A 407-nucleotide genomic window follows, 5' to 3' on the forward strand; every position below is an offset into this window, starting at 1 on the left:
TGATTCATTGAAGAAGACGATAAGAAGCAGCCCGAAATTGGGTCTGTAGCTCAGTTGGTTAGAGCGCACCCCTGATAAGGGTGAGGTCGGCAGTTCGAATCTGCCCAGACCCACCAATTTTGTGTGGGAAACGCCTGTAGAAATACGGGGCCATAGCTCAGCTGGGAGAGCGCCTGCCTTGCACGCAGGAGGTCAACGGTTCGATCCCGTTTGGCTCCACCACTACTGCTTCTACGTTAAGAAAGCTTAGAAATGAGCATTCCATCAGGTTGATGATGAATGTTGATTTCTAGTCTTTGATTAGATCGTTCTTTAAAAATTTGGGTATGTGATAGAAAGATAGACTGAACGTTACTTTCACTGGTAACGGATCAGGCTAAGGTAAAATTTGTGAGTTCTCTTAGTTG

At 45.7% G+C, this 407-nt stretch carries 2 tRNA genes; both read left to right on the forward strand.

The window, feature by feature from the left end:
* The first annotated feature begins 39 nt into the window (after nt 1-39).
* A tRNA-Ile gene (locus HX790_RS29385) sits at nt 40-116 on the forward strand.
* Nucleotides 117-146: 30 nt separating this feature from the next.
* Nucleotides 147-222, forward strand: a tRNA-Ala gene (locus tag HX790_RS29390).
* Nucleotides 223-407: the final 185 nt, after the last annotated feature.

This window comes from Pseudomonas sp. IPO3747, assembly GCF_013385245.1.
Classification (GTDB): Bacteria; Pseudomonadota; Gammaproteobacteria; order Pseudomonadales; family Pseudomonadaceae; genus Aquipseudomonas; species Aquipseudomonas edaphica.